Source organism: Streptomyces milbemycinicus, from assembly GCF_002154605.1.
GTDB classification, from domain to species: domain Bacteria; phylum Actinomycetota; class Actinomycetes; order Streptomycetales; family Streptomycetaceae; genus Streptomyces; species Streptomyces milbemycinicus.
Window position 1 is genome coordinate 1,048 of record NZ_MUNE01001237.1, and the last position, 394, is coordinate 1,441.

Consider the following 394-nt stretch of genomic DNA (forward strand, 5'->3'; position numbering starts at 1 on the left):
CGGGCGCGCGCTGTTCGCCGGGGTCAAGGTGACCGGCGACGAGGTCATCGGTGTGCTCACGGACCTGTGCTGCCGCGTCTGTGCCGCCCGGCACATGCCACTCCCGGCCCGTGACCCCAGGGCGGTGCTGGCCGCGGTGGCCGAGCTGGTGGGGGCGCTGCTCATCGAGGCCGACGGCCTCGGCGTGCCGGTCCTGGGGCTGGGGGTCGCCGTCTCCGGAGACGTGGACCGCGTGCGGGGCGTCGTCCGCTACTCGCCGTTCCTGGAGTGGCGGGGCATCCCGCTCGCCGAACTCGCCGCCACGACCACCGGCCTGCCGGTCACCGTCGACAACGACGTTCGCGCGCTGACCGTCGCCGAGCAGTGGTTCGGCGGCGGCGTGGGGCTGTCGAAC

The 394-nt window shown here is 74.9% G+C and carries 1 protein-coding gene; it reads left to right on the plus strand.

The window, feature by feature from the left end; translation table 11 throughout:
- The coding region (locus tag CCN51_RS52345; RefSeq protein ID WP_245881909.1) for an ROK family protein at positions 1 to 394 on the plus strand (394 nt) is incomplete at both ends.